Annotated in this window: 28 protein-coding genes; 7 read left to right on the plus strand and 21 right to left on the minus strand. The window is 58.8% G+C overall.

Annotated elements, in window-relative coordinates; all coding sequences use genetic code 11:
• Position 1 precedes the first annotated feature (1 nt).
• The 12 genes from lpxA to FAA97_RS03540 form a co-directional block, all read right to left on the minus strand.
• Positions 2–817 (minus strand): acyl-ACP--UDP-N-acetylglucosamine O-acyltransferase, encoded by an 816-nt coding sequence (gene lpxA, locus FAA97_RS03485; protein WP_136597123.1) that lies wholly within the window; start codon positions 815–817, stop codon positions 2–4.
• The gene (fabZ, locus tag FAA97_RS03490; protein WP_136597124.1) at positions 814–1,281 is read right to left on the minus strand and encodes a 3-hydroxyacyl-ACP dehydratase FabZ; all 468 of its coding nucleotides are present in this window, start codon (positions 1,279–1,281) and stop codon (positions 814–816) included. Before fabZ ends, lpxA begins: the two co-directional genes overlap by 4 nt.
• Positions 1,274–2,338 carry a UDP-3-O-(3-hydroxymyristoyl)glucosamine N-acyltransferase gene (gene lpxD / locus FAA97_RS03495; RefSeq protein WP_136597125.1) on the minus strand — a complete coding sequence of 355 codons (1,065 nt, stop codon included), beginning with the start codon at positions 2,336–2,338 and terminating at the stop codon, positions 1,274–1,276. Before lpxD ends, fabZ begins: the two co-directional genes overlap by 8 nt.
• 50 nt (positions 2,339–2,388) lie before the next feature.
• Positions 2,389–4,716, minus strand: coding sequence for an outer membrane protein assembly factor BamA (gene bamA, locus FAA97_RS03500; protein ID WP_136597126.1), 2,328 nt, complete (start codon positions 4,714–4,716; stop codon positions 2,389–2,391).
• Positions 4,717–4,911: 195 nt separating this feature from the next.
• A complete protein-coding gene (rseP, locus tag FAA97_RS03505; protein WP_136597127.1) occupies positions 4,912–6,045 on the minus strand; it encodes an RIP metalloprotease RseP in 1,134 nt (377 codons plus the stop codon).
• A gap of 52 nt (positions 6,046–6,097) precedes the next feature.
• Complete coding sequence (locus FAA97_RS03510; protein ID WP_136597128.1) at positions 6,098–6,931, minus strand: phosphatidate cytidylyltransferase; 834 nt, start codon at positions 6,929–6,931, stop codon at positions 6,098–6,100.
• A gap of 8 nt (positions 6,932–6,939) precedes the next feature.
• Positions 6,940–7,686, minus strand: coding sequence for an isoprenyl transferase (locus tag FAA97_RS03515; RefSeq protein ID WP_136597700.1), 747 nt, complete (start codon positions 7,684–7,686; stop codon positions 6,940–6,942).
• A 49-nt stretch (positions 7,687–7,735) separates the two neighbouring features.
• Positions 7,736–8,296, minus strand: a complete 561-nt coding sequence (frr, locus tag FAA97_RS03520; RefSeq protein ID WP_136597129.1) for a ribosome recycling factor — start codon at positions 8,294–8,296, stop codon at positions 7,736–7,738.
• Between the two features lie 54 nt (positions 8,297–8,350).
• Entirely contained in the window at positions 8,351–9,073 is a 723-nt protein-coding gene (pyrH, locus tag FAA97_RS03525; protein WP_136597130.1) for a UMP kinase, read from the minus strand.
• Between the two features lie 97 nt (positions 9,074–9,170).
• The gene (tsf, locus tag FAA97_RS03530; RefSeq protein WP_136597131.1) at positions 9,171–10,097 is read right to left on the minus strand and encodes a translation elongation factor Ts; all 927 of its coding nucleotides are present in this window, start codon (positions 10,095–10,097) and stop codon (positions 9,171–9,173) included.
• A 254-nt stretch (positions 10,098–10,351) separates the two neighbouring features.
• Positions 10,352–11,119: a 30S ribosomal protein S2 gene (gene rpsB, locus FAA97_RS03535; RefSeq protein WP_136597132.1), complete on the minus strand. Its 768-nt coding sequence runs from the start codon at positions 11,117–11,119 to the stop codon at positions 10,352–10,354.
• 187 nt (positions 11,120–11,306) lie between these two features.
• Positions 11,307–12,149, minus strand: a complete 843-nt coding sequence (locus tag FAA97_RS03540; RefSeq protein ID WP_136597133.1) for a cell envelope integrity EipB family protein — start codon at positions 12,147–12,149, stop codon at positions 11,307–11,309.
• A 116-nt stretch (positions 12,150–12,265) separates the two neighbouring features.
• Between FAA97_RS03540 and FAA97_RS03545 the strand changes: the two genes are divergently transcribed.
• The 4 genes from FAA97_RS03545 (at position 12,266) to FAA97_RS03560 (ending at position 15,192) form a co-directional block, all read left to right on the plus strand.
• Positions 12,266–12,736, plus strand: coding sequence for a RidA family protein (locus FAA97_RS03545; RefSeq protein WP_136597134.1), 471 nt, complete (start codon positions 12,266–12,268; stop codon positions 12,734–12,736).
• Complete coding sequence (locus tag FAA97_RS03550; protein ID WP_136597135.1) at positions 12,733–13,464, plus strand: glycerophosphodiester phosphodiesterase; 732 nt, start codon at positions 12,733–12,735, stop codon at positions 13,462–13,464. The genes FAA97_RS03545 and FAA97_RS03550 overlap by 4 nt, the downstream gene beginning before the upstream one ends.
• Before the next feature lie 34 nt (positions 13,465–13,498).
• Complete coding sequence (locus FAA97_RS03555) at positions 13,499–14,698, plus strand: GNAT family N-acetyltransferase (protein ID WP_136597136.1); 1,200 nt, start codon at positions 13,499–13,501, stop codon at positions 14,696–14,698.
• Between the two features lie 71 nt (positions 14,699–14,769).
• On the plus strand, positions 14,770–15,192 hold the full coding sequence (locus FAA97_RS03560) for an HIT family protein (RefSeq protein WP_136597137.1): 423 nt from the start codon (positions 14,770–14,772) through the stop codon (positions 15,190–15,192).
• Positions 15,193–15,252: 60 nt separating this feature from the next.
• On the opposite strand, the gene FAA97_RS03565 is transcribed toward FAA97_RS03560, so the two are convergent.
• The 7 genes from FAA97_RS03565 to cysE form a co-directional block, all read right to left on the minus strand.
• Entirely contained in the window at positions 15,253–15,594 is a 342-nt protein-coding gene (locus tag FAA97_RS03565) for an AzlD domain-containing protein (protein WP_136597138.1), read from the minus strand.
• The gene (locus FAA97_RS03570) at positions 15,591–16,373 is read right to left on the minus strand and encodes an AzlC family ABC transporter permease (RefSeq protein ID WP_136597139.1); all 783 of its coding nucleotides are present in this window, start codon (positions 16,371–16,373) and stop codon (positions 15,591–15,593) included. The genes FAA97_RS03565 and FAA97_RS03570 overlap by 4 nt, the downstream gene beginning before the upstream one ends.
• Positions 16,374–16,443: 70 nt before the next feature.
• Positions 16,444–18,921 (minus strand): ATP-dependent Clp protease ATP-binding subunit ClpA, encoded by a 2,478-nt coding sequence (gene clpA, locus FAA97_RS03575; protein ID WP_136597140.1) that lies wholly within the window; start codon positions 18,919–18,921, stop codon positions 16,444–16,446.
• A gap of 9 nt (positions 18,922–18,930) precedes the next feature.
• Entirely contained in the window at positions 18,931–19,278 is a 348-nt protein-coding gene (gene clpS / locus FAA97_RS03580; RefSeq protein ID WP_136597141.1) for an ATP-dependent Clp protease adapter ClpS, read from the minus strand.
• 242 nt (positions 19,279–19,520) lie between these two features.
• Positions 19,521–19,868, minus strand: coding sequence for a phasin family protein (locus FAA97_RS03585; RefSeq protein WP_136597142.1), 348 nt, complete (start codon positions 19,866–19,868; stop codon positions 19,521–19,523).
• A gap of 205 nt (positions 19,869–20,073) precedes the next feature.
• Entirely contained in the window at positions 20,074–20,277 is a 204-nt protein-coding gene (locus tag FAA97_RS03590; protein ID WP_136597143.1) for a DUF3126 family protein, read from the minus strand.
• 125 nt (positions 20,278–20,402) lie between these two features.
• Complete coding sequence (gene cysE, locus FAA97_RS03595) at positions 20,403–21,227, minus strand: serine O-acetyltransferase (RefSeq protein WP_136597144.1); 825 nt, start codon at positions 21,225–21,227, stop codon at positions 20,403–20,405.
• A gap of 70 nt (positions 21,228–21,297) precedes the next feature.
• Between cysE and FAA97_RS03600 the strand changes: the two genes are divergently transcribed.
• Positions 21,298–22,101: an enoyl-CoA hydratase-related protein gene (locus tag FAA97_RS03600; RefSeq protein WP_136597145.1), complete on the plus strand. Its 804-nt coding sequence runs from the start codon at positions 21,298–21,300 to the stop codon at positions 22,099–22,101.
• Between the two features lie 2 nt (positions 22,102–22,103).
• On the opposite strand, the gene FAA97_RS03605 is transcribed toward FAA97_RS03600, so the two are convergent.
• Complete coding sequence (locus FAA97_RS03605; RefSeq protein WP_136597146.1) at positions 22,104–22,886, minus strand: alpha/beta fold hydrolase; 783 nt, start codon at positions 22,884–22,886, stop codon at positions 22,104–22,106.
• A 180-nt stretch (positions 22,887–23,066) separates the two neighbouring features.
• Here FAA97_RS03605 and FAA97_RS03610 point away from each other — a divergent pair, with 180 nt between their 5' ends.
• A complete protein-coding gene (locus FAA97_RS03610; RefSeq protein WP_136597147.1) occupies positions 23,067–23,312 on the plus strand; it encodes a zinc-finger domain-containing protein in 246 nt (81 codons plus the stop codon).
• Positions 23,313–23,338: 26 nt separating this feature from the next.
• Positions 23,339–24,502 carry an FAD-dependent monooxygenase gene (locus tag FAA97_RS03615; protein ID WP_136597148.1) on the plus strand — a complete coding sequence of 388 codons (1,164 nt, stop codon included), beginning with the start codon at positions 23,339–23,341 and terminating at the stop codon, positions 24,500–24,502.
• Between the two features lie 5 nt (positions 24,503–24,507).
• Here the strand turns inward: FAA97_RS03615 and FAA97_RS03620 are convergent, their stop codons facing one another.
• A complete protein-coding gene (locus tag FAA97_RS03620) occupies positions 24,508–25,698 on the minus strand; it encodes a cystathionine beta-lyase (RefSeq protein WP_136597149.1) in 1,191 nt (396 codons plus the stop codon).
• Positions 25,699–26,044: the final 346 nt, after the last annotated feature.

A 26,044-nucleotide genomic window follows, 5' to 3' on the forward strand; every position in this document is an offset into this window, starting at 1 on the left:
GTCAGGACTTGCCGCGGTTGGGCGAAGACAGGGCTCGATCACTTTCTGCCGATATGAAATCCAGAATTTCAATGACCTGCGCGCAATCGCGGTATTCGTCGCGGATGGCTGCCGCATTGTCGCGGGCCGAGCCCTCGCCCTCGAAGATCTGCTTGAACGCCCGCCGCACCTGGTGAATGACGGATCGTTCAACGCCCGCGCGCGTCATGCCAACCACGTTGAGGCCGCCCAGAATCCCGGGATTGCCGTTCAACATGCCATAGGGAATAACGTCGTAACTTACGGCAGAGAGACCGCCGATAAAGGCATAGCGTCCGATGCGGGTGAACTGGTGAACCGCGCAGCCGCCGCTTAAGATAACATGATCATCAACGCGAACATGCCCTGCCAGCATCACGTTGTTGGACAGGATAATATTGTCGCCAAGGATGCAGTCATGCGCGACATGCGAATTGGCAAGAAACAGGCAATTGTTGCCGACGCGCGTGATCCCGCCGCCACCAACCGTGCCGCAGTTCATCGTCACACCTTCACGAATGGTGCAATTCGCGCCGACCACGAGCGTCGAATTCTCGCCTGCTTCGTGAAGGCTCTGCGAAACCCCGCCAATCACCGCCATCGGATGAATTGTTGTCCCGGGCCCGACTTCGGTGAACCCCGTCACGACCGCGTTCGAAATCAGCTCGACACCGTCCTTCAGAGTGACACGAGGCCCAACCCGGCAAAATGCTCCGATCCGAACGTTCTCGCCGATGATTGCCCCGTCCTCGACGACTGCCATCGGATGGATGACGGCGGAAGCGGCAATCTGGCTCATTTTGCGTCCTTGCGCATGATCATCGCACCGATGTCTGCTTCTGCGGCAAGCGCGCCGTCGACTTTGGCTTCGCAATGGAACTTCCAGATGTTTCCACGCTGCTTCTGCTTCACGACATGAAATTCAACCCGATCACCCGGAACAACAGGCTTGCGGAAACGGGCATTGTCGATCGTCATGAAGTAGACGAGATTGCCAGCCTCACCCTGCTTGCGGGCACAGATTGCACCCGCGGTCTGGGCCATGCCCTCAACCAGAAGAACTCCGGGCATAATCGGCGCATCCGGAAAGTGACCGGTAAAATGCGGCTCGTTGGCCGTAACATTCTTGATGCCGATGGCCGAGTTGTCGCCATCGATCTCAATGATCTTATCCACCAGCAGGAATGGGTAGCGGTGCGGTAGGAGCTTCATGATCTCCAGAATGTCTGCCGAACCCAGTTCCCCGTTTGCGACCTCAGTCATTGTTCGCTCCCTTGTCCTTGGTGCGGCTGTCATAGCGGCTGAGCGTTTCGGCCACTTCCCGCAAATAATCCTTGAGCGGGCGCGCAGGCACACCACCAAATTTTTCGCCGGGCGGCACGTCTGCCAGTACGCCGCTCATGGCCGCGATCTGGGCGCCATCGCCGATCTTGATGTGGCCGTTGACGCCAGCGGCGCCGCCGATCATGACCCCATCACCAATCACCGTGCTGCCGGCAATGCCGACCTGGCTGACGATTCCACAATGTCGGCCAATGCGGACATTGTGACCAATCTGAACCAGATTGTCGATCTTTGTGCCCTCGCCCACCACGGTGTCATCCATGGTGCCGCGGTCGATCGTCGTGTTTGCGCCGATCTCGACGTGATCTTGAATGATGACGCGTCCGACCTGAACGATCTTCAGCATGCCGCGCGGGCCTGGTGCATAGCCGAAACCATCCTGGCCAATGCGCGCGCCATTGTGAATGATCACATTGTTGCCGACCAGCGCCACCTGCACGGTGGCACCTGCTGCAATCGTGCAATCCCGTCCGATCTTGACATTCGGACCGATCACCGCGCCCGGGCCAATCCGCGTGCCGCTGCCAATTTCGGCTCCCGCACCGATTACGGCCATCGGTTCAATTTCGACGCCCTCTTCGAGCCGGGCGGTCGGGTCGACAAAAGTCGCGGATGAGATGTTCTGCGAGGCCGTCGTCATCGACGCGGGACGCAAGCCTGCAGGATGCAGCAAGCCACCTGCCAGCGCGAAAGCCGTATGGGCGCTTTTTGCAATCAAAACCGGAATGTGCGGAGGAATGAGGCTGACAAGCGCCTTTTCGCAGTAGATCGCGGTGGCTTTGCAAGTCTCGAGGTCGGCGCGATTGCGGCGCGACAGGATGTAGCACACATCCCCGTCTCCTGCGCGCGCAACCGGCGAGACGGACCTTACGATCCGCCCGCCTGCGCTTGCATCGGAGAGTTCCGCCCCGGTTTTAGCGGCCAATTCGGCCAGCGTAATCCCGGAATGGGGCGGAAAAAATTCATTCTGCATCATCAGCAAACGCTCCAGAACGTCAAACTGTCAGCTGTTCTGGAAGACCAGTCTTAGAACTGGTTTGCCATGCTGAAGCGGAATTCCTGCGTTTCGTCGAAGTCTTCCTTCGCGACCGGAACAGCGTAATCGACGCGCAGAGCACCGAAAGGCGAGTTCCAGATCACGCCGACACCGGCGGATGCACGCAGAGACATGTCCGTACCCTGAGCACCACCTGCGTTTGCCAACTCGCCGCCGTAAAGCGTACCAGCATCGGCGAAGACGGCGCCGCGGAAGTTCAGATCCTGCGGAACGAAGGGCATCGGGAACGTCGCTTCAGCTGATGCAGTGAAGTAGGTCGTGCCACCAAGCGCATCGCCGTTCAGACGAGGGCCAATACCGCTGTTGTCGAAGCCACGGATTTCCTTGCCGCCAAGCTTGAACTGGTCAAAGACGTTCAAGTTGTCGCCAAGAGCAACCACGTGACCTGCCGAACCCGCCAGCGAGCCGACCACGTCAAACTCGTCAGACAGCGTGTAGAACATACGCGCCCTAGCATAGGCCTTGTAGTATTCCGAGTCGCCGCCGAGGCCCGCATATTCATGCGTGAAGCTCGCATAGATACCCTCATGCGGGTTCTGGCGGTCGTCGACGGTGTTGTAGACGAGCGAATGACCGACGATCGACTGCTTCCAAGTACCCTGGTTGATCACATCGAGATATGGCTGAGACGTGTTTACGATCGTCGCACCGTCGTTGATGTAGTCGATTTCCTTGTAGGTATAGCGCAGTGTGGTTGCCAGATCTTCAGTGATCGGCGCCGTCACGCGCACGGTACCGCCCTGCTCCTCGTAATCGTAATAGGTGTTGCTGCTGGTCGAGCTCTTGAAGAGGTCGAAGCCGGCGGCAAGACGATAGCCGAGGAAATAAGGCTCGGTGAAGGAGAAGTTGTAGGTGCGGGCTTCATCGAAGCCACCACCGGCAGCCACGCGAATGAACTGACCACGGCCGAGGAAGTTCTTTTCTTCCACAGAGGCTTCGAGAACCAGACCACCGTCACCGACGGAGTAACCGGCACCGATACCAAACGAACCCGTCGGCTGATCCTGCACGTCAACGACCACGACCACGCGGTCCGGCGCACTGCCAGGCTGGGTCGAGATGTTGACGGCCGAGAAGAAGCCGAGCGCTTCCAGGCGACGCTTCGCCCGCGAAATCGTTTCCTGGTTAAAGGCATCGCCTTCAGAAATGTCGAATTCGCGACGGATGACGTAGTCCCGGGTACGGGTGTTGCCGCGAACTTCGATACGCTCGACATAGGCGCGCTCGCCCTGATCGACCAGGAAGGTCACGCCAATCGTGTTGGTTTCAAAGTTACGGTCGCCACGCGGCACGACGCGGGCAAAGGGATAACCTGCCGACGAAACGCGGCGGGAGATCGCTTCCATGGATTTTTGAATATCACGGGCGCTGTAAGTATTGCCGGAGCGAACCTCCAGCAGTCCTTCCAGCTCATCGCCGTTCACGCCATCCACGGTCGACTCGACCGAGATGTCGCCAAACTTGTAGCGCTGGCCCTCATCAACGGTGATGTTGATCGTGTATTCGTTGCCCGTTTCGTTGAGGACAGCCTCGGACGAGATGACGCGGAAGTCAGCGTAACCATGGTTGTAGTAGAACTGACGCAGCGCCTCTTCGTCGGCGCGCAGCTTGTCTTCGTTATAGACATCCTTGCGCGTCAGGAACGACAGAACGCCCGATTCTTTCGTCTGCAGCACGGAGGCGAGACGTCCATCGGAATAGGCATTGTTGCCGACGAAATTGATCGACGAGATCTTGGTGCGATCACCTTCGTTGATCACGAAAGCGAGATTGACCCGACCCTCGGAAACAGCTGCAGTCTGCGTCGTCACTTCAACGTCGCTGCGACCGATTGCGGCATAAGCCTCACGAATACGCTGAATGTCAGCGGTGATGAGGCTTTCGCTGTACGGACCCTGGGGCTGGGTCTGCACAATGCCGGAAAGCTTGTCGTCCTTGATCTTCCGGTTGCCGTTGAACACAACCTGATTGATCAGCTGGTTTTCCGAAACCGTCACGACCAGCGAACCGCCGGATACGGAGATGCGGACATCGGAGAAGAACCCGGTGGCGTAAAGACGCTTCACCGATTCATCGATGTCGGCATTGTTGAAATTCTGACCGGGCCTGATCGACAGGTTGGAACGAACAGCTTCCGCGCCCACACGCTGCGCTCCGCGCACGTCGATGCGCTGGACCACTGCGGCCTCAGCCGGGGATGCCGCACCAAGCACAACCACGCCTGCGCCCGAAGACACGACACCAGCAGACAGCGCCACCGCCGACACTGCGTTCAAAAATCTTGAACCAGTCTTCATGTGTATACTTTACCTTCTTCCATTGTCCCGCAAGTCACTACCCCGACTCCGGCCCCAGTGAGGTTTTACCGGGTTTCACCCTACAAGCAAGACCGCACGTTAATTTCTGTTTACTTCGTTTCAAGCCGTGGCCCAATCGCCACTATCAATTTGAAACAGCGTAAACAAATCCCTTCTAATCTACCTTTTGGACAGTCACCCGACCAAACGGCTAATATCGTTCCATGTCGCAAATACCATCAGCGACAAGATCATCGCAAAGCCGATGCGGAACGCGATTTCCTGCGCGCCCTGCCCGAGCGGTTTTCCGCGAAGACCTTCAATCGCGTAGAGAACGAGATGGCCGCCGTCAAGGACCGGAACTGGCATCAAATTCAAAAGCCCAAGCGAAACGGACAGAACTGCCGCCAAATTGAACAGCGCAATGATGCCGAGTGTGGCCATTTCACCCGACGCCTGGACAACGCGAACAGGGCCTCCAAGCTGATCGGCATTCATACGGCCTGCAATCATGTTGCCGATGTAGTCAAAGGTGCCGGTCACGATGTGGCCCGTCTGGCGCACACCCTCCCACAGCGCTTCGCCCAAACCAAGTTTGACGATCCGGAAATTTCCAGCCTGTTGGTCCGTAATTATCCCGATTTGGCCGACTTCCATCTTGTTTCCGAAGCGGTCCTCGATCACGGAAAGTCGCGGCGTCAGCGTCAGGTCCAGGGCGGCGTCATTGCGGCTGACCGTTACGACGACAGGCACCTCAGGACGCATGGTGATATAGCGGACGACGTCGTCGAAAGTCTCGATTTTGCGACCATCCAATGCAACCAGAACGTCACCTGGACGGATGCCAGCATCTTGTGCCGCAGAACCGGACTTGATGCTTGAAACAACCGGATCGGACACCGGTTTACCGACTGTGCCGAACATCACAGCAAAGATCGCGATTGCAAGCAAAAAGTTAGCCAGAGGTCCCGCCGCAACCGTGAACGCCCTTTTCCACAGCTTGGCGCCATTCAGGGTTTGGGCCTTTTCCGCACCTGTCAGCCGTGATTCGGCCTCTCCGTCCGGTCGGCTCGCACTATCGGCATCACCAAAGAAGCGAACATAACCACCGAGCGGGATTGCCGAGATTTTCCACCGCGTTCCGTGACGGTCGGTGAAGCCTATCATTTCCGGGCCAAAACCGACGGAAAATGCCAGCACCCGAATGCCCGACCAGCGGCCTGCGAGATAGTGGCCCATCTCATGAATGAACACGAGCAGGGAAAGAATGACGATGTAGGGCAGAATATAACCGCCTAGGAAACCGAAGATGCCAGTGATCTGTTCCATGTCTTCGTCCAATCCGCTTATGCGCTTGAAAGTCGGTCCTCAGGGCGCGCCATCAGAGTCCGAAGAGAAAGGCTCCCATCGAGACGACGACACGGTCTCCGCCAGCAGAGACCGCGAGAGCGAGAAAGAAAGCCGCAAAACAGGCAAATACAAGGCCATCCACCCGGTCCATGACGCCGCCATGGCCAGGAATGAGGCGACTGGAATCCTTCACCCCAAATCGCCGCTTGATGAAGCTTTCGAACAGATCACCGATCTGCCCTGCGACCGACAGGATGAAGGCGATCATGACCACCCAAAGCCCGATATCCTGGAAATGCGCCGAGGCAAGCAGCACACCGGCAGCGACACCTGCGAGCGTTCCGCCAATTGCACCGGACCAGGTTTTGCCGGGTGAAATGCGCGGGGCAAGCTTCGGGCCCCCGATCGCTCTACCAACGAAATACGCAAGGATATCCGTTGCCCACACCACGAGGAAAACGAAAAGCATCGCAATGAAGCCAAGCGAATCCTCGCCCCTGATCGCTGACAGGGAGATCGCACTCAGACCGGCATAAAAGACTCCGGCTGGCTGCCACCAGCTTCCGCGGCGAAGGAGCGGTGGAATGAGTGTCGTGACCACCAGCCCTCCAAACAGCGGAACGGTCAGATCATCCGAGCCGAACAGCAAATTGAGCGCAATCAGCGCCAGGCTCAGCCAGCCGAAAGCATCCGCTCTCAGGCTCTTCTCGGCGAGACGCGTAATGGTCGACCATTCGTAATAGATCAGCAGGCCCATCGCAGCGGCGAGGAAGCGGAAGGCATAGCCGCCAAGCCATGTGGCGGCCACGACTACAACGATCATGACAACAGCCGAATAGATGCGCAGCCTCAGTTCTTGCGACATAACCGCCATCATAACCCAACCGCAGCCATAGGTTTCGTCGAAAGACCACCAAAGCGCCTGTCTCGCGATGCATATCGGTCAAGCACCGACAAAAACAGCTCCGCACTGAAATCCGGCCAGAAGTCGGGCACGAACATCAGTTCGGAATAGGCTGCCTGCCACAGGAGGAAATTCGACAGGCGCTCCTCGCCGCTGGTTCGAATGATGAGATCAGGATCCGGCATACCTGCCGTATCGAGGCTGCCATTGAGCTTTTCAGCGTCGATCTCCGACGGGTCCAGTCGACCTTCCCTAACGTCAAGGGCCAAGCGCGCAGCGGCTCGGGCAATTTCATCCCGCGCACCGTAGTTGAAGGCGATCACCAGCGTCATGCCACTGTTTGCCGCTGTCCGCTCCTCGGCTTCCAGCAAAAGTGTTCGGATATCCGGCTGCAAGGTGACGCGATCGCCGATCACACGAATCCGAACATTGGCGGCGTGCAGCTCGGCAAGATCCCGACGAACGAAGGCTTTGAGCAGACCGAAAAGCTCGGAAATCTCGGCCTGCGGTCGACGCCAGTTTTCAGAGGAGAAGGCAAAGAGCGTGAGATAACCAATGCCGGCCTCACGCGCCGTCTTGACTGTGTCGCGCACCACCTCGACACCCTTCCGGTGGCCCAGCGTGCGCGGCAGACCGCGCGCGTTCGCCCAGCGACCATTGCCATCCATGATGATGGCAACGTGTTGCGGGACAGGGCGATCGGCAGGGTTCGACATAGGGTTCTTGTCCATGCGACTAAACAGGCGATGCGCGGCGATGACGCATTTATACCTGCATGATTTCCTTTTCTTTCTCTACGAGCAAGCGGTCGACCTCGACAATCGTCTCATCGGTCATCTTCTGCACCCGTTCAGACTGGCTGCGACTGTCGTCCTGACCGATCGTGCCATCCTTTTCAGCCTTCTTCAGGCCATCCATGCCGTCACGGCGAACGTGGCGGATGGCGACCTTGGCCTTTTCGGCATAGTCATGCGCAACCTTGACCAGCGACTTGCGGCGCTCTTCGTTGAGCTCCGGCAATGGGATGCGCAGGTTCTGGCCGTCGACAATCGGGTTGAGACCGAGATTGGCTTCGCGGATGGCGCGATCGACGGCACCGACCATCGACTTGTCCCAGATTGATACACCCAGCATACGCGGCTCAGGCACGGTCACGTTTGCCACCTGGTTCAGCGGCACGCGCGAACCATAGGCCTCGACCACGACAGGGTCGAGGACGTTGGCCGAAGCGCGGCCGGTACGCAGCGATGCAATATCATTCTTGAACGCATTGATTGCGCCGTCCATGCGGCGCTTGATGTCGTTGAGATCAACCCCTGTGGTCATCATGGTGCTCCCATTGCTCTTAACAGACCGCGCCGCAAGGCTGCGGTCACTTGATTAATTGTCGGTCACGATGGTCATGCGGCCACCGCCCTGGAGGATGTCGCAGAAGCCGCCCTTCTCGTGGATGGAGAAGACGACGATCGGGATGTGGTTTTCCCGTGCAAGCGCAACAGCGGCCACGTCCATAACGGCCAACCCCTTCTGCAAGACTTCGTCATGGGTCAAACGATCGAAGCGGGTCGCATCCAGCACCTTCTTTGGATCGGCGGAATAGATGCCGTCAACTTGCGTGCCCTTGAAGATCGCCTGGGCGCCAATTTCGGCGGCGCGAAGGGCTGCTGCCGAATCCGTCGTGAAGAACGGATTGCCCGTGCCACCAGCGAAAATCACCACCCTGCCCTGCGACAGATGATGGCTGGCCGCCCGCTGCGAAAAGCTCTCGCAGATCTCCGGCATGGCGATCGCCGACAGGACGACGGTATCGATACCGAGCTTGCGCAGCGACGTCGCCAGCGCCAGCGCGTTGATGACCGTCGCCAGCATGCCCATGTGGTCGCCGGTGACGCGATCGCCACCCTTGGACGCCACCGCAACACCACGAAAAATATTGCCGCCGCCAACGACGACGCCCACTTCGACACCCATGCGGCGGGCATCGGCAATATCGGATGCGATGCGATCCGCAACGGCAACATCGATCCCGAAGCCCTGACTGCCCATGAGGGCTTCGCCGGAAGCCTTGAGAAGGACGCGCTTGAACATTGGCTCGGCTGTCATGAAGTCTCCCGAATATGAATGTGTGCCGGATACACGAAGGGCATCGCGTTGTCACGCGATGCCCGATGTTTTCCCTGCCCTAAGGCAATCAGGTTGATCAGCCCTTGGCGGCAGCAGCAACTTCTGCAGCGAAGTCGGTCTCTTCCTTCTCGACGCCTTCGCCGAGCAGGAGACGTGCCATACCAACCACTTCGATCGGTGCGCCGGCTTCCTTCTCGGCAGCCTTCACGGCGTCACCGACGGTCAGTTCCGGGTTGATGACGAAAGCCTGCGATAGAAGTGCAACTTCTTCGAAGAACTTGCGCATGCGGCCTTCAACCATCTTTTCGATGATGGCGTCCGGCTTGCCGGAAGCGCGGGACTGCTCGATGAACACGTTGCGCTCGCGCTCTGCGACGGCTGCGTCAACTTCATCAGCGCGGATCGCAAGCGGGTTGGTGGCAGCAACGTGCATGGCGACCTGGCGACCGATGGCGGCCAGAACGTCCTTGTTGCCGGTCGACTTCAGCGCAACGAGAACGCCGAGCTTGCCGAGGCCGTCAGCAGCAGCATTGTGGATGTAGGTGGCAACAACGCCGTCCTCGACGGAGAGCTTGACTGCGCGGCGCAGCGTCATGTTCTCGCCGATGTGAGCGATTGCGTCCTTGATGGTGTCGGTGACCGACTTGCCGGTGGCCGGGTAGACGGCTTCGCCGATAGCTTCAACCGAACCATCGGTCGAGATTGCAACGGCAGCGACGCCGCGGACCAGATCCTGGAAAGCATCGTTACGGGCAACGAAGTCGGTTTCGGAGTTGACTTCGACGACAACAGCCGAGGTGCCGGCGCCATTGATGCCGACGAGGCCTTCGGCAGCCGTACGGCCCGACTTCTTGTCGGCCTTGGCAATGCCCTTGGCGCGCAGCCAGTCGATGGCGGCTTCGATGTCACCGTTGTTTTCGGTCAGAGCCTTCTTGCAATCCATCATGCCTGCGCCGGACTTTTCGCGCAGTTCCTTAACCAGTGCTGCAGTGATTTCAGCCATTGTGTGCCTCTTGTCTGTTCAGGCGGCCTGTCTGCTGGATGAAGGCAGAGAGTTTGCCGCTGTTTTGGGACGAAATGTACCCGGATGTGTGACAGCGTGATGAAATGCTCACCACGAAAACAATCGACCGCATTCCGCGCGGCACCAAATGTGCCTGCGCCGGAAGTGCGCAGACCGCCCGTCGCTCAATCGAGTCAGCGGGCGGCCAATCCCTTGGAAAAGGGGGAGACGGCTTAACCGTCTCCGAAACGCGATTAAGCGTCGGCTTCGGTTTTCAAAGCCGGCTCGACCGGAGCTTCGGCAGAGGCGCCGAGGTCACGACCCGATGCGCCCTGCTGGCGAGCGATGCCGTCGATGGCAGCGCGCGAGATCAGGTCGCAGTAGAGAGCGATGGCGCGCGATGCGTCGTCATTGCCCGGGATCGGGTAGTCGATCAGGTCCGGATCGCAGTTCGAGTCGATGACAGCAACAACCGGGATGCCGAGGCGCTTGGCTTCGTCGATCGCGATCTTTTCCTTGTTGGTGTCGATGATGAACATCAGGTCCGGCGTGCCGCCCATGTCACGGATACCGCCAAGAGCCTTTTCCAGCTTTTCGCGTTCGCGCTCAAGGTTCAGACGCTCCTTCTTGGAGTAGCCCGAGCCTTCGGTTGCGAGAATTTCGTCGAGCTTGCGCAGACGGGCGATCGAGTTCGAAATGGTCTTCCAGTTCGTCATCATGCCGCCGAGCCAGCGCGAGTTGACGTAGTACTGGGCCGAACGCTTGGCGCTGTCAGCGATGATTTCCGAAGCCTGACGCTTGGTGCCAACGAACAGAACGCGGCCGCCACGGGCAACGGTGTCGGAGACAACCTGAAGGGCCTTCGACAGCATCGGAACGGACTGTGCCAGGTCGATGATGTGGATGTTGTTACGATCGCCGAAGATGTACGGCTTCATCTTCGGGTTCCAGCGGTGCGTCTGGTGACCGAAGTGAACGCCAGCTTCCAGAAGCTGACGCATGCTAAAATCAGGCAATGCCATGCCTTTTTCTCCTTTTCCGGTTGAACCCCCGCGAGACAAACAGCGGGCCTTTCGGGCCCGCCACCGGGCGGAAACGGCAGGATTTCTCCCTGTCGATCCCAAGTCTCGCGTGTGGAATGATGGGGGCCATACAGGGACGGCCCGAGAAAATCAAGTCGCAAGTCGCAAAACCTGCGGCAACCAAGCCTTATTGGGGGGTGGTCTGTTGGCAACCAGCCTCCGGGTTGCCGAGAACCTCAAGCTTTGTCAGCTTTCCGGCGAGCACAAAGTCACCGTAATCAAGCGTCAAATCACGGGTGACACCGTTCTCGTAGAGCTTGAACGACTGGTTATAGATTGGCTCCTGATCGCCGACAGCCTTATCGTTGAAATATGCGATCGAAACTGGCCAGTAATCGGCGCCAACAAGCTGTTTGGCCACTTCCAGCTCCGGATCGGTTTTGGAAGGCTCCTGCAGCTTGCCGACAATCGTCGTGGTGAGAAAGCTCTGATCGCCATCCTCCGACCCATCGAAGATCCGCGATTCGAAGATGCGCTCTCCCTTCCGGGCACGGGCAATCACTTCCAGCATGTGCTCTGCCGGAAAACGGCTTTCGGCAAGTTCCAGGCCGCGGCGGTCAGGTCCGGTTAGCTCGATCTTCACCTTGCCCCCGGCATCAGCGGCGTCGCCGCTGACATCCTTGTCCAGCTGGTCGTCGGTGTAGGATTTGTTGTCGAAGCGGAAGCGACCGGCGGCGACGTCTTCAAACGTCGTCGACCGCTGGTCGGTGACACGCACGCCATCTCCCATGTCGATCCGGGTTACAAAGCGGAAATTCGTGCTGAACCCTTTGCAGGTGGATCCTGCAAACTCATAGACCATGCGGCCACGCATCGATTCGATGCCAGATCGATCCGAGGCTTGTTTCAGGATAATATCGTACACTGCCCGGTGTGGAACGAGCCCGGTGGGCGCCGCCTCAACAACACCTGCAAGTGGCAGTCCCAGGAGAACCAGGGTGGCGCCAGTCGCCAAACGCAGAGGGTACATTGACATTCTCCTGTTGTAGTCCGGCACGATGTTATAAGAACACATCGGGCAAAAGCGAGACATGCTTTTGGCCTTTGCAACTTTCTCGCCACTTTTTTCATTTCCGGGAATGCGTCATGTCAGACATCATAGAAGCCCGCCTCTCCGCCGCCGGGATCACCCTGCCAGAGGCAGCTGCGCCTGCCGCCAATTACGTCCCCTTCGTCGTATCCGGCAACCTGCTCTACCTCTCGGGACAGCTGCCAATCGAGGGCGGCAAAATTGCCGTCACAGGCCTTCTTGGCACGGATGTTTCCCTTGAAGATGGCCAGCGCGCTGCAAAGCTCTGTGCGGTCAACATCCTTGCCCAGGCAAAGGCAGCACTCGGTGGCGATCTGGGACGCATCACACGCGTGATCAAGCTCAACGGTTTCGTTGCGTCAGCGCCTGGCTTTGTCGAACAGCACCTTGTCATCAACGGTGCCTCCAACCTGATCGCCGAAATTCTCGGCGATGCCGGCAAACATGCGCGCGCCGCTGTCGGCATGGCAGCCCTTCCCCTGAATGCCGCCGTCGAAATCGATGCGATCATGGAGATCCGCGCGTGAGCACCGTCGACTGGATCAAGGATTTGCCGGTCGCGCATCGCGGCTATCATGACATGAACAAAAGCGTCTGGGAGAACACGCTGTCGGCGTTTAAGCGCGCAATCGACGCTGGCTTTGCCATCGAATGCGATATTCAGCTCTCTGCAGACAGCGTGCCCATGGTTTTTCATGACCACGATCTGCAGCGCCTTTGCGGCATCGCCGGCGAGGTGCGCGAGCGCATGGCAAACGAACTTGGGATGCTGTCGATTGGCGGCACCGCGGATCGGATTCCGACGCTTCGAAAGATGCTCGACCTCGTCAAGGGTCAGGTTCCGCTTGTGATCGAACTCAAGGGCATCGATGCGGAGCAGGATGACGGCTATGTCGAGGCCGTCCTTGAGGTCCTCGAGGGCTATGATGGCAAGGTGGCGCTGATGAGCTTCGATTTCCACCTGTTGCGCGCGCTCAAGGCGGCAGACTGCCCCTACCCGGTCGGGTTGACCGCGGAAGGCGTTCGCCAGGAAGACCTGGCCAATCATGGCGAGGCCATGGCGCTTGGCCTCGACTTCACCTCCTATTGCGTCGCCCACCTGCCGAACAGCTTCGTCGAAAAACTGCGTCACGATGGCAAGCCGGTGATTACCTGGACCGTCAGGGATGAAATGATGCGGGCGCAGACCTATAAATATGCAGATCAGATGACGTTTGAAGGCTTCGACCCGCGCCAGGCGCCGGCTGTCGCCTGAGGCGCAGCGTTCGGGGGACAGATGGCGCAGAATAATGGCTGACGACGTAACGATCCGCATCATCGGCTCACTTCTTGAGATCGATTCGGTCGATTGGGCGAGCCTATCGGGCACCGCGCGCGCGGGGCCTGATTATAACCCGTTCCTGTCGCTCGGCTTTCTGTCATCGCTCGAAGACTCCGGCTCCGCATGCGCGGAGACGGGCTGGATGCCACACCATCTGGTTCTTGAGGAAAGCGGCCGGATGATCGGTGCTGTCCCCTGTTATCTGAAGAGCCATAGCCAGGGCGAGTATGTCTTCGATCACAGCTGGGCCGATGCCTATCAGCGTGCAGGTGGTCGCTACTATCCGAAACTCCAGGCCACCATCCCCTTCACTCCGGCCACGGGGCCGCGCCTTCTGGTGCGCAACGGAGAGGATGTATCGAGGGTTCAGGGTCTTTTGGCTCAAGGACTGCGTCAGGTTACGACCGAACTCGGCCTTTCCTCCGCCCACGTAACGTTCGCGCCCGAGACTGACGTACAGGCGCTGGAGCAAAACGGCTTCCTGCATCGCACCGACCAGCAATTTCATTTCATCAATCGCGGTTACGCAAACCACGATGCCTTTCTGTCGGAGCTGTCTTCAGCCAAACGCAAGAACCTGCGCAAAGAACGGCGCGTGGCGCTTGAAAACTCCGTCACCATTGACTGGTTGACGGGCAAGGATCTGACAGAGGACATCTGGGACCAGTTTTTCCACTTCTACATGGACACCGGCAGCCGCAAATGGGGCCGTCCCTATTTGACGCGACAGTTCTACAGCCTGATCGGCGAACGCATGGCAGAAGACATCCTGCTGGTCATAGCCAAGCGCGCCGGCCGGTGCATTGCCGGCGCCATCAACTTTATCGGTGCAGACGCGCTTTACGGGCGGCATTGGGGTTGCGTCGAGGACCATCCGTTTCTGCATTTCGAGGTCTGTTACCATCAGGCCATCGACTATGCACTTGCCCATGGACTGGGCCGCGTGGAAGCCGGCGCTCAAGGGGAGCACAAGCTTGCCAGGGGCTACGAACCCGTGACCACGCACTCAGCCCATTTCATTGCGCATCCCGGCCTCCGACGCGCAGTCTCAGCCTATCTGGACGAGGAACGCCGCGAAGTGGCTGAGATCGGCGCCTATCTCGATGGCCATACGCCATTCCGCAAGGCCGACCCACAACAAGATCAAGGCGGGGAAGCCGATGAATGATGAAATGCTCTCGCCCTCGCCGTGGAGCTTACCGACATTCCGATGATCACTATTTCGAGGAGATCTGATTGATGACCGCCGCTTATGAACCAGACAATATCTTCGCCAAAATTCTGAAGGGCGAAATCCCTGCCGTCAAACTCTATGAAGACGACGACGCCATAGCCTTCATGGATGTGATGCCGCAGGCGCCCGGCCACCTGCTTGTCATCCCCAAGGCACCCTCACGCAATCTTCTGGATGCCGATCCGGAAGTTCTGGGCAAGCTCATCCAGGTGGTGCAGAAACTCGCGCTTGCCGCCCAGGAAGCATTCGATGCGGACGGTGTCTATGTGGCGCAGTTCAACGAGCCAGCGGCAGGACAAACCGTCTTCCATCTGCACTTCCACGTCATTCCACGCAACGAAGGCCAGCCGCTCAAACCACACTCTGGAAGCATGGCGGACATCGACATGCTGAAAGCCCAGGCCGAGAAGATCAAAGCCGCGCTTTGAACTCATTTGCAGACACGGTTTGGCCTCCGGTCGGCCAAACCGTCAAAGGCCATCACACGTTCAGCCCATCGGAAACACAAAGAGTCCGAGGGCGAGGATGGATAGCGACACCACAACCCCGACCAGGACCCGTTGCCCCAAGGCGAGGAAGGCGACGAATCCGGCGCATGCAGCAAGCATTCGCAGCCAAAGCGGCGTTGCCTCGAGGCTCCCGGTCGGAAAGACCACGAGCTTGGCGGTCACCGCCATCACCAGCGAGGTCGCGACGGCCTTGACCCAGTTCAACGCTTCGGAACCTTCCCGCAGCCGATTGCCGGCGAGAACGCCAAGCCATCTCCAGATGTCCGTGGCCAGCCAGCCGGCAACGAGAATGACGACATAGGACCAGTATTGCTCGATCATACAAGTTCCTCGACGGCATCCTGCGGCACTGCTTCTCCGGGGGCAGCCGTGACCTGGCCCCTGCGCACGACATAGCGATCAATGGCATAGGCGAGCGTTCCGCCACCAAGACCTGCCAGCAAAATGTCGAAGCCGGGTGTCAGTACAGCGAGCACCGGTCCCGCCACCACACCGACCACAAAGGCCACCTTGACGACGGACTGGCGTGCAGTCGCCCAGATCGAGGCGATGAAATAGACTGGCGTCAGGAAGAACAACAATCCAGCCACGGCCGGCGGAAAACTTGCAACCAAACCATAGCAGAGACCGACCAGCAGCGTGTTGACTGTCACCAGCGTGATGCCAAAGCCCGCGAAATAGGCGACGCGCGCATCGCGAGGGACATTCTTGAGCGAGCCCATCGCAAAGACCCAGGCGGTGATCGCGACACAGTGAGACAAGATGAGAAGCAGCCACGTCGGCGTGCGGCTGGTGCGGATTTCCGGCATCAAGGACGCAACCATCGGCATCATGCGGATGGAGGACAGTGACACGGCGAGGAAGATGGCGAGCAGATTGGCGCCGCTCGTCATCGTGCCGATTAGGATCATCTTGGCCGGAAGCGCCCAGACGGTTGCGGTCATCACCATCGCTTCCGTCCGACTGATGCCGGATTCCAGAGCGAAGGCGGAAAAGCCGACGAATGAGATCATCAGTATGATGGCGGGGATGCTGAAGAGCCCTTGCATGCCCTTCAGGAACCAGGTGCCGCGCTGGGCTGAGTTCGATGGGGATGCCATTCTCGATTCCGTACTCCAAAAGAAAAGTGCCGGATGACCCATCCGGCACTCATTTCCTTTTGACAAGAACTTACTTCTTTTTCGGCACTTTCGGGACGGCACTGCGGCGTGCTGGCTGGCTTGGTGCTTCTATCACCGCGACATCACCGTGATCCTCAACCACTGCTGCCTTCGGCGCCGGTTTGCGCTTGGCCTTGGCGGGCTTGGCGGAAACAACTTCGGCTTCCGGCTGCGGCTTGACCGGAGAGGCTTCGGCAATGGCGTTGAGGTCCAGAACCTCCTCGCCGCTTTCGTCCGTCTTGGTGCCCACCTTGACCACGCCACCCTTCTTCAGCTTGCCAAAGAGGATCTCGTTCGCCAGTGGCTTCTTGATGTGCTCCTGGATGATCCGCGACAGCGGGCGTGCCCCCATTTTCTCATCGTAACCCCGCGTGGCGAGCCAGGCGATGGCCGGTTCGGAGAGATCGAAGGTGACGTTGCGCTCCGACAACTGGGCTTCCAGCTGCATGACGAACTTCTGTACCACCTGATGGATGACCTCCGTCGGCAGCGGCGCGAACGGGATCGTCGCATCGAGCCGGTTGCGGAACTCAGGCGTGAACAGGCGATTCAACGCTTCCTCGTCTTCGCCCGTGCGCTTGGAAGAGCCAAATCCGATGGCGGATTTCTGCATCTCGGACGCGCCCGCATTCGTCGTCATGATCAGGATGACATTGCGGAAATCGATCTTCTTGCCATTGTGATCCGTGAGCTGGCCATGATCCATAACCTGCAGCAGGATGTTGAAGATATCCGGATGCGCCTTCTCGATTTCATCGAGCAGCACCACAGAATGCGGGTGCTGGTCGACGCCATCGGTCAAAAGACCGCCCTGATCGAAACCGACATAGCCTGGAGGTGCTCCCAGCAGGCGGGATACCGTGTGGCGCTCCATATATTCCGACATATCGAAGCGCAGAAGTTCGACGCCGAGCGACGACGCGAGCTGCTTGGCGACTTCGGTCTTGCCGACGCCAGTCGGACCGGAAAACACATAGGCGCCGATCGGCTTGTTCGGCTCACGCAGACCCGCGCGCGCCAGCTTGATCGAAGTCGACAAGGCTTCGATCGCCTTGTCCTGACCGTAGACGACCGAGCGCAGTTCCTTTTCGAGATTGGCAAGCACCATCTCGTCGTCTTTCGACACGGTCTTGGCCGGGATCCGCGCCATCGTCGCGATGGTCGCCTCGATTTCCTTCTCGGTGATCAACTTGCGGCGCTTGGAAGCCGGAAGCAGCATCTGCGCCGCACCCGTTTCGTCGATCACGTCAATCGCCTTGTCGGGCAATTTGCGGTCAGAGATATAGCGAGCCGACAGCTCTACCGCTGACTTGATCGCCTCGTTCGTGTAGCGCAGTTTGTGATAGTCCTCGAAATAGGGCTTCAGGCCCTTCATGATCTCGATGGCATCATCGATCGACGGCTCGTTGACGTCGATCTTCTGGAAGCGGCGGACCAGCGCCCGATCCTTTTCGAAAAACTGGCGGTACTCCTTGTAGGTGGTGGAACCGATGCAGCGGATTGCACCCGAAGACAATGCCGGCTTCAGCAGGTTTGACGCATCCATCGCGCCGCCTGACGTCGCACCCGCACCGATCACGGTGTGGATCTCGTCGATGAAGAGCACGGCGCCCGGGTAGTCTTCGAGTTCCTTGACCACCTGCTTCAGGCGCTCCTCGAAGTCACCGCGATAGCGGGTGCCGGCAAGCAACGTCCCCATATCGAGCGAGAAGATCGTGGCATCGGCCAGAGCTTCCGGCACCTTGCCCTCGACGATGCGCTTCGCAAGTCCTTCGGCAATTGCCGTCTTGCCGACGCCAGGGTCACCGACATAGAGCGGATTGTTCTTCGAACGGCGGCAGAGCACCTGAATGGTCCGGTTGACCTCGCTGTGGCGACCGATCAGGGGATCAATGCGCCCGGTCTTTGCCTTTTCATTCAAGTTTACGCAGTAGGCTTTGAGCGCCTCCTGCTTGCCTTTTGCGGCATTGTCCTCGCTCTCGCGACCGGCCTTAGGCTCGGTCTCGCCTTCCTCGGCTCCACGAGGGCTACGAACCTGCGAAGATCCAGGCCGCTTGCCAATTCCGTGCGAGATGTAGTTGACAGCATCATAGCGGGTCATCTCCTGCTCTTGCAGGAAATAGGCAGCGTTGCTCTCACGTTCGGCAAAGATTGCGACCAGAACATTCGCGCCGGTCACTTCATCGCGACCGGAGGACTGGACATGGATCACGGCCCGCTGGATGACGCGCTGAAAGCTTGATGTCGGCTTGGAATCCTCATCATATCCGGTGATGAGGTTGGCCAGATCATTGTCGACGAAATCGGACACGTTCTTGCGCAAGACTTCGAGATTGACATTGCAAGCGCCCATCACGGCCGCCGCATCAGCATCATCGATCAAGGCCAGCAACAAGTGCTCAAGCGTCGCATATTCATGATGACGTTCGTTGGCGTAGGTCAGGGCCTGATGCAGCGCTTTTTCGAGGCTGGGTGAAAATGTTGGCACGTCTGATCCTCACTTCTTTTCCATGACGCATTGAAGCGGATGTTCATGCTGACGAGCGAAATCCATTACCTGAGAGACCTTTGTTTCGGCGACTTCGTAGGTAAACACGCCGCACTCGCCCACACCGTGATTGTGTACCAGCAGCATGATCCGAGTGGCGGCTTCCCTATCCTTCTGAAAGAAGCGCTCCAGAATATGGATCACGAATTCCATCGGGGTATAGTCGTCGTTCAGAAGCAGGACGCGATACAGGTTCGGCTTCTTTGTCTTCGGCTTGGTGCGGGTGATCACAGAGGTGCCGCGATTTGCGTTCTCCCCGTTGCCCTGGCTTTGCATGAAGACCGGCGTTGCAGTCATTTCAGTTCATTCTCCGTTGCCCGGCCGTTTGCCACTTGCACATCGGTGCGGACGAACACTCAGCACAGTAAGGTAGGTCATATTCCGGTGATTTTAAGCCCCCGGAGTCGCCAGCATAACATTTTGTGCGGTCGCGCGACGAGGCCCCAATTTTGAGAGGAACAGGTTATACCGGAAAGCACAAATGACAAGACCGGCCGCGCATCGCGCGACCGGTCTTGAATGTTTCACACAAGCCTTGATCAGGCAGCGACTGACGACATCGTCGGCATCTTGCTGATCTGGGCTTCGTAGGGCTTGTAAGCTGCCTTGGCGAGATCGGCATACATTTCGCTCATCTTCGTCGCCTCAGCCACAAAGCTCTCATAGGACGACTTCATGAACGAGGTTTGCAGCTCAAAAGCCGCTTCCATGCTCTTGACGGATGTCATGGCTTCCATGAACGACGTCATGTCCTGAAAGGACTTCTTGGAATAGTCGGTCGCCTCAGCGGCAATCGCCTGGAAGCCCTTTGCCATGTCGGAATAGTTCTTCAACATGGTGTCCATGGCTTCACGGCCCTTCTTGTTGGCATCATCGAAATTCAACATGTGACTTCCTCCATCAGGCGTTGTTGATCCTGTTCCTAAAATAGCAAAAACGCCGAGAGGGTCAAGCGAATTTGTGCATCGCAACAATACTTTTAGTTGTATTTCAGTCTTATAAAAAAGGGCCTCGGCGAAGCGAGACCCTCAGGCACCTATTTCTGCGAGGCAATTTCTATTGCACCGCAACTTCAGGCTTTATGCGACGCAATTACAGATCGACGTCAAGGATCGCCATCGAGAAATTGTAGGACAGGTCACCGTCTTCGTCGTCCTTGAAGACAACGCCAAGGAATTCATCACCGACATAAACTTCGGCGGAGTCATCCTTGCGCGGACGCGCCTTGACACTCATCGTTGGGTTGAAGGTGCGCTTGAAATAGGCGTCGAGCTTTTTGACTTCATCCGGCTTCACGCTGCGTCTCCATGTCTTGTTCAAGTTGGCGCGCATGTCGCACGGGCGTTTACCCCCTGTAAAGGGCCAAGGCACACTTTACCCCGTCAAACCTGAGTGGCCGGGCCCGCCTTCGGCGGCGCGGCTCAGTCTTCCGAAGCGATCATCTGATCCATCGAGCGCGCAGGTTCGGCACAGCCCGCCTCGCCCACAACACGTGCGGGAACGCCTGCAACCGTCGTGCATTTCGGCACGGGCTTAAGCACGACAGAACCGGCTGCAATGCGAGAGCAGCTACCGACCACAATGTTGCCGAGCACCTTGGCGCCCGCGCCGATCATCACGCCGTCGCCAATCTTTGGGTGACGGTCTGCGCCTTCCTTGCCAGTGCCACCGAGGGTCACACCGTGCAGAATGGATACGTTGTCGCCAATCCGAGCGGTTTCTCCGACGACAAGGCCGGTCGCATGATCAAGGAAGATGCCTTTGCCGATCCGTGCAGCAGGATTGATGTCGGTCTGGAACATGTTCGACGAGCGACTTTGCAGGTAAAGGGCAAAATCGCGGCGACCATTGTTCCAAAGCCAATGGGCCAGACGGTGTGTCTGGATTGCATGAAATCCCTTGAAATAGAGCACCGGCTCCATGAATCGCGTGCAGGCCGGGTCGCGATCATACACGGCCTGGATATCGACGCGCAGGATATTGGTCCATTCCGGCCAATCAGCCATCATCGCTTCGAAGGCCTGGCGCAGGACGATTGCCGGCACATCCGAATGATCGAGCCGCTCGCAGATCCGGTAGATGACGCAGTCTTCCAGCGATCTGTGGCTCAGAACCGTTGAATGAAAGAAGGCGGCGAGCATTGGATCGCGATCGGCAGCCACACGCGCCTCTTGGCGCAGGCTGTCCCAAATCGGATCCATGGACTTGACGGTCTCGGTCTTCAGGGCGTCGTTGTGTGCGACCATGGCCGGTCTCCCCATTCGTCGTGGATGCGCATTATATAGTCGAAGTCACAGGGAACTCAAACAGGCCATCATGAAACATTCGACTGCTTACGCCCAGAACCAGATCAAAGCCGACTGCGCGGATGGCATAGGCTGGCTGACGATCGACAATCCCTCACGAAAGAATGCCGTGACTGCAGCCATGTGGCGCGCGCTTCCCGGAGCGATCCACTGGTTGCACGCCGATTGCGGCGCGCGCGTCATTCTCCTTTGCGGCGGCGGAGCGGGCGACTTCTGCGCAGGGGCCGACATTTCGGAGTTTACAACCGTTCGCAGTGATCGGGAAACGGCACGGACCTACGAAGAGAGCAACAGTCGCGCCTTTGCAGCCATCAGAGATGCGCCTGTTCCTGTTATCGCCGCCATCCGTGGCGTGTGTTATGGCGGGGGGCTTGGGCTTGCGGCGGCGGCCGATCTCCGGCTAGCGGCAAGGACTGCCGTATTCGCCATTCCTGCCGCCAGGCTCGGCCTCGCCTATCCAGCCGACGCGGTGGAGGATTTGATGCGGGGCCTCGGCCCTCAGTTGGCACGCCGCATGCTTTTTACCGGCGGCGCCTTGTCTGCAAGCGACTTGCTCACCTCAGGCTTCATCGACACCTTGACGGAGCCGGAAACGCTGCTCAGTCAGGCAGAGGCGCTCGCGCGCACGATTGCCAACAATGCGCCGCGTTCGATCCATGCCGCCAAGCTTGCCCTGCGGGCCGTCGAAACCGGCGATCCCGACAGGATGCGGGATGCCGAGGTGATTGGCGCACAGACTTTCGAGAGTGCCGACTACGCCGAGGGCCGCCAGGCATTTGCCGAAAAGCGCAAGCCGACGTTTACCGGAGGATGATCTCAAGCCTGCTGGGCCTTCAAGAAGTCAAGAACGGCCTTCTTGAAGACCCGGTCGCCCACGGCCAGCATGTGATCGCGATTGGGAATGTCGAGCGCGCTCGCATTGGGCATCAGATCCGCCAGTTCATGCGGGTCACCGGCGATGTCATCCCTGGTGCCGACACCTATCAGGGTCGGGACAGCAACGCGGGCGATATCCTCACGACGCACGAGGTCGCGCGAGGTCGCGATACAGGCGGCAAGCGCCATGCGGTCCGATCGCGTCTGGTCGGCAAAGGCACGAAACATCCGACCGCGCTCATGGGTGACGACCTCAAGGTTTGGAGCCAGCAAGGCGTCGGCAATCGGATCCCAGTCACCGACGCCATCACACATGCCGATCCCAAGGCCACCGAAGACGAGCGAGCGCACGCGGTGCGGATGCTCGATGGCGAGAAACGCAGAAATACGCGCACCCATCGAATAGCCCATGACATGCGCCTCGCCGATGCCGAGAAGCGTGAGCAAGGCTGCAGCGTCCCCTGCCATTGCCGTCGGATGGTAGAATTCGGCGTCATGCGGCTTTGCACTTGCTCCATGACCGCGATTGTCGATCCCGATCACGCGATAACCGTGATCCGCAAGCGTGCGCAGCCAGCCGGGATAGACCCAGTTAACGCTCGCCGACGATGCAAACCCATGAATGAGGAGGACAGGCTCGCCTGCCGGATTGCCATCGTCAAAATAGGCGAGATCCAGCCCCTCGTTCTGAAAGTGCTGGAAGGGAGGCGCATCGAGGTTCATCAGATATTCCTTGTGGGTTCCGGCCTTTTGGCTTCCGGCGGCAAGCTAAGTCCAGGGCACTCTGACATCAATTGCTGCAGGCTCGATTTCTGTCGGGTCGATTTCTGTTTCGCTCTACACTTTTCGTGGCGACGAGGCTAATGTCCGGCGAAATTTCTCATTGCATCCTTGGAGTCTCTCATGGCCGGCCACACCATTCCGCATTTTCAGAACGACGGCGGTCACCGCATGATCGAAATCGGCGTCAAGGAATTCATGTGCACGGGCGCGTCCACACCATACGACCATCCGCACATCTTCATCGACATGGGCAACGAGAGTGAAAAAGTCTGCTCCTATTGCTCCACGCTCTATCGGTACAATCCGACGCTGAAGGCAGAACAGACCAATCCTCCGGGCTGCGTTTTCCACGTCAAGGCAGCCTGACGACTCTGACCGGCGGGCTTAACCCCATGTCCCTATCGCGCGTGACCATTGTCGGCGCAGGCATAGCAGGCCTGACCGCAGCCCTCGCCTTCGCCCGTCAAGGGATCCCCAGCGACATTGTTGAACAGGCACCACAACTGGGTGAAGTGGGGGCTGGACTGCAACTGTCTCCAAACGCCACCCGGGTGCTTGCATCCCTCGGGGTTCTGAGCGACCTTAGGGATCATTGGATCGAGCCAGAGGTCATCCGGCTCTCCGATGGCCACAATCTTCGGGAGATCACGGCGGTACCCGCAGGGGTATTTGCGCGTGAGCGCTGGGGAAGCCCGTATGGCGTGCTGCACCGCTCTACGCTTCAGCAGGCGCTTTTCCGCCACGTGCTCAACCAGCCGCTCTGCCGCCTGCATCTTGGCCAGCGCGTTCACGGTGTCGGCCGTGCCGCCCTGCAATCGATCACGGGGCATGCGACGGACCTGGTTGTCGGCGCGGACGGAGTCTGGTCGACCACGCGCGAAGCAATTGACAATGCACCGAGTGTCAGCTTTTCCGGCAATATTGCCTGGCGGTTCACGATACCAAATGCAGAGGCTCCCGGATTTCTGGCGCGCGATGGCGTGACGGCATTTCTTGGCCCCAGGGCGCATCTGGTCTGTTATCCCTTGAAGGAAATCGACGGCTTCAACCTTGTGGCGATTGCCGCCGGGACAAAGGCCGACGACGCCTGGGCGATCACGGCCGACTCGGCTCGGCGCGCGATGCTTCTGGAGCAATTTTCTGGTTGGCACCGAGACCTGCGCACGATCCTTGCGGGCGCCCGGGTTCCGACATTCTGGCCACTCTATCAGGCTTCGGACGGACGCTGGCAAAACGGCAAGGATACCGTCCTCATCGGCGACGCTGCCCATGCGATGATGCCGTTTTCGGCACAAGGTGCTGCGATGGCCATCGAGGACGCGTATTCGCTCTCGTACCACGTCACGAAGGCACCGCTAGAGGACGCGTTGGCAGCTTATGAAACCGAACGGAAGGCGCGCGCCACCCGCGTACGGGCCCGCGGCGATTTCAACCGCATGGCATATCACGCGCGAGGCCCCATACGGCTCGCGCGCAATATTGTTTTGTCGATCCGCTCACCCGAGCGGCTGGCTGCCGACCTGGATTGGCTCTACGGCCACCAGATCGGCCACTGACCTCCTCAGACCTTAGCCGAAGCCTCAAAGCCGCGTTCGAGATCGGCGAGGATATCCTCGACATCCTCCAATCCAATCTGCAGGCGGATGACGGCGGCATTTGTTGGTCCCTTGCGGATGGTGCGATCACTGAGATTGACGTGGACCGCCAAGCTCTCATAGCCGCCCCAGGACCAACCGAGCCCGAAAAGTTGAAGCGCATCCAGGAAGGCATGGGCCTTGGAACGGGCGCCTGGGCCGTCTGCGGCGGGAAGCAGGAATGAAAAGACACCGCTTGCTCCCTTGAAATCACGCTTCCACAGCGCGTGACCGGGAAAACTCTCAAGAGCCGGGTGAAGCACGCCTGCCACATCGCTACGCGCTTCCAGCCAGCGGGCGACCGCAAGGGCGCTGCGGTTGTGATGATCGAGCCGAAGCCCCATCGTCCGCAAGCCGCGCAAAATCTGGTAGGAGTCATCCGGCGCGCCACAAATTCCGAGCGTGATGTTCGCCTCATGTAGCCGCCCCCAATGCTCCGCATTGGCCGATACGGTTCCCATCAGAATGTCGGAGTGGCCCGACGGATATTTGGTCGCCGCATGGATTGAGATATCAACGCCATGCTGCAATGGCTTGAAATAGAGCGGCGTTGCCCAGGTATTGTCCATGGTGACCACGCAACCGTGGCGGTGCGCAATAGCGGAGATGGCGCCGATATCCTGCATTTCCATCGTGTTCGAACCAGGAGCTTCCGTGTGAACCAGCCGCGTGTTCGGTCGGATCAAGCGCTCAATGCCTTCGCCCAGATCGGGATCGTAATATTCGACCTCGACGCCCAGCCGGGTCAGCATGGTGTCGCAAAAATGGCGGCAGGGAGAATAGACCGAATCGACGATCAAGGCGTGATCACCGGCGGACAGGAAGGCCAGGAACGGCACGCTGATCGCAGCAAGGCCAGAGGGGACGAGGATCGTACCGGCCGATCCTTCCAGCGCGTCAATCGCGCGGCACAAGGCATCCGTGGTGGGCGTGCCCCGCGTCCCGTAGGTGTAGGGCTGTGAGCGGGTTTCCATCGCACGTGCATTGGGAAAAAGCACCGTTGACGCGTGCACCACGGGCGGATTGACGAAACCATGATAGGCGGTGGGATCATAGCCCGTATGGCACAGTTGCGTATTGCTGCCAGCCGAAGCCAGCCAATCCTTGTTATTGCTCATGGATTCGCTTTCGTTCTGAATATCTTTGACGCAGTATTCAACCGAGCGGATGGCCTGGGTCAAGGCCTGTCGGGGAGTGGTTTGGCCGTTGCAGTCATGCGCCAGAGGCATGGCAGAGACCGGCAACAGCCGCAAAAAACAGCAATAAACTGCCTATTCCCGCCAAATTCGCCCAATTAGCGGGCGTAGTCAGGAAAATATCCATTTTCTGGGCAGCCTGTTCCATAAAGACTTGACCATGCACCCATTTACGACTGTGATAGGAACGCTCGGACCGGGAGGCTCCGAGCCGATGGCTGGCGCCGCCGCGCGGCTGAACCCCATCGCAGGAAAACAAGAGAAAAAG

Source organism: Peteryoungia ipomoeae, from assembly GCF_004912165.1.
GTDB classification, from domain to species: Bacteria; Pseudomonadota; Alphaproteobacteria; order Rhizobiales; family Rhizobiaceae; genus Allorhizobium; species Allorhizobium ipomoeae.

Bases quoted from the DNA above. Each gene is read 5' to 3' on its own strand.
- lpxA (WP_136597123.1), bottom strand. From the start codon at position 817: ATGAGCCAGATTGCCGCTTCCGCCGTCATCCATCCGATGGCAGTCGTC.
- fabZ (WP_136597124.1), bottom strand. From the start codon at position 1,281: ATGACTGAGGTCGCAAACGGGGAACTGGGTTCGGCAGACATTCTGGAG.
- lpxD (WP_136597125.1), bottom strand. From the start codon at position 2,338: ATGATGCAGAATGAATTTTTTCCGCCCCATTCCGGGATTACGCTGGCC.
- bamA (WP_136597126.1), bottom strand. From the start codon at position 4,716: ATGAAGACTGGTTCAAGATTTTTGAACGCAGTGTCGGCGGTGGCGCTG.
- rseP (WP_136597127.1), bottom strand. From the start codon at position 6,045: ATGGAACAGATCACTGGCATCTTCGGTTTCCTAGGCGGTTATATTCTG.
- FAA97_RS03510 (WP_136597128.1), bottom strand. From the start codon at position 6,931: ATGTCGCAAGAACTGAGGCTGCGCATCTATTCGGCTGTTGTCATGATC.
- FAA97_RS03515 (WP_136597700.1), bottom strand. From the start codon at position 7,686: ATGTCGAACCCTGCCGATCGCCCTGTCCCGCAACACGTTGCCATCATC.
- frr (WP_136597129.1), bottom strand. From the start codon at position 8,296: ATGACCACAGGGGTTGATCTCAACGACATCAAGCGCCGCATGGACGGC.
- pyrH (WP_136597130.1), bottom strand. From the start codon at position 9,073: ATGACAGCCGAGCCAATGTTCAAGCGCGTCCTTCTCAAGGCTTCCGGC.
- tsf (WP_136597131.1), bottom strand. From the start codon at position 10,097: ATGGCTGAAATCACTGCAGCACTGGTTAAGGAACTGCGCGAAAAGTCC.
- rpsB (WP_136597132.1), bottom strand. From the start codon at position 11,119: ATGGCATTGCCTGATTTTAGCATGCGTCAGCTTCTGGAAGCTGGCGTT.
- FAA97_RS03540 (WP_136597133.1), bottom strand. From the start codon at position 12,149: ATGTACCCTCTGCGTTTGGCGACTGGCGCCACCCTGGTTCTCCTGGGA.
- FAA97_RS03545 (WP_136597134.1), top strand. From the start codon at position 12,266: ATGTCAGACATCATAGAAGCCCGCCTCTCCGCCGCCGGGATCACCCTG.
- FAA97_RS03555 (WP_136597136.1), top strand. From the start codon at position 13,499: ATGGCTGACGACGTAACGATCCGCATCATCGGCTCACTTCTTGAGATC.
- FAA97_RS03560 (WP_136597137.1), top strand. From the start codon at position 14,770: ATGACCGCCGCTTATGAACCAGACAATATCTTCGCCAAAATTCTGAAG.
- FAA97_RS03565 (WP_136597138.1), bottom strand. From the start codon at position 15,594: ATGATCGAGCAATACTGGTCCTATGTCGTCATTCTCGTTGCCGGCTGG.
- FAA97_RS03570 (WP_136597139.1), bottom strand. From the start codon at position 16,373: ATGGCATCCCCATCGAACTCAGCCCAGCGCGGCACCTGGTTCCTGAAG.
- clpS (WP_136597141.1), bottom strand. From the start codon at position 19,278: ATGACTGCAACGCCGGTCTTCATGCAAAGCCAGGGCAACGGGGAGAAC.
- FAA97_RS03585 (WP_136597142.1), bottom strand. From the start codon at position 19,868: ATGTTGAATTTCGATGATGCCAACAAGAAGGGCCGTGAAGCCATGGAC.
- cysE (WP_136597144.1), bottom strand. From the start codon at position 21,227: ATGGTCGCACACAACGACGCCCTGAAGACCGAGACCGTCAAGTCCATG.
- FAA97_RS03600 (WP_136597145.1), top strand. From the start codon at position 21,298: ATGAAACATTCGACTGCTTACGCCCAGAACCAGATCAAAGCCGACTGC.
- FAA97_RS03605 (WP_136597146.1), bottom strand. From the start codon at position 22,886: ATGAACCTCGATGCGCCTCCCTTCCAGCACTTTCAGAACGAGGGGCTG.
- FAA97_RS03610 (WP_136597147.1), top strand. From the start codon at position 23,067: ATGGCCGGCCACACCATTCCGCATTTTCAGAACGACGGCGGTCACCGC.
- FAA97_RS03615 (WP_136597148.1), top strand. From the start codon at position 23,339: ATGTCCCTATCGCGCGTGACCATTGTCGGCGCAGGCATAGCAGGCCTG.
- FAA97_RS03620 (WP_136597149.1), bottom strand. From the start codon at position 25,698: ATGAGCAATAACAAGGATTGGCTGGCTTCGGCTGGCAGCAATACGCAA.